This window comes from Devosia geojensis, assembly GCF_000969415.1.
GTDB classification, from domain to species: Bacteria; Pseudomonadota; Alphaproteobacteria; order Rhizobiales; family Devosiaceae; genus Devosia; species Devosia geojensis.
The window spans coordinates 1-540 of sequence record NZ_JZEX01000197.1 but is presented as its reverse complement, the minus strand read 5'-3'; the positions used below and the strand labels follow the sequence as shown (position 1 = coordinate 540).

General features: G+C 70.0%; 2 protein-coding genes. One reads left to right on the top strand and one right to left on the bottom strand.

Annotated features, from left to right (window positions below):
* A partial coding sequence (locus VE25_RS20870; protein ID WP_152664699.1) for a hypothetical protein occupies positions 1-247 on the bottom strand: 247 nt, incomplete at its 3' end.
* On the opposite strand from VE25_RS20870, the gene VE25_RS22820 reads away from it, so the two are divergent.
* On the top strand, positions 246-540 hold a 295-nt coding region (locus VE25_RS22820; protein ID WP_152664698.1), incomplete at its 3' end, for a hypothetical protein. The genes VE25_RS20870 and VE25_RS22820 overlap by 2 nt on opposite strands.

The window sequence follows — 540 nt, the reverse complement described above, 5'->3', positions numbered from 1 at the left end:
CGACGCGCACCAAGCAGAACCGGCCGAGGCGAAACACCAGGTGCTCCGCAGTCGCGACCCCGTGCAGCAGCCCGAGGGCGTGGGTGCACAGGAACGCCGCTCGCAAGATGTACGGCCAGGCGATGGCGCTCTGCGAGGCCCAGACGTCGCACCAGACGACGATGAAGAGCATCAGCCCCGCGACCTTGGCGTGCGGTATCCACGAGGCGCGGCTGAGACCCAGCGGCCACGGTGGCGTCAGGTCCATGAAGGCCGGCGGTGGCGTCTCGCGCGAGACGCCACCGCCGGCCTTCATGGACCTGACGCCACCGTGGCCGCTGGGTCTCAGCCGCGCCTCGTGGATACCGCACGCCAAGGTCGCGGGGCTGATGCTCTTCATCGTCGTCTGGTGCGACGTCTGGGCCTCGCAGAGCGCCATCGCCTGGCCGTACATCTTGCGAGCGGCGTTCCTGTGCACCCACGCCCTCGGGCTGCTGCACGGGGTCGCGACTGCGGAGCACCTGGTGTTTCGCCTCGGCCGGTTCTGCTTGGTGCGCGTCG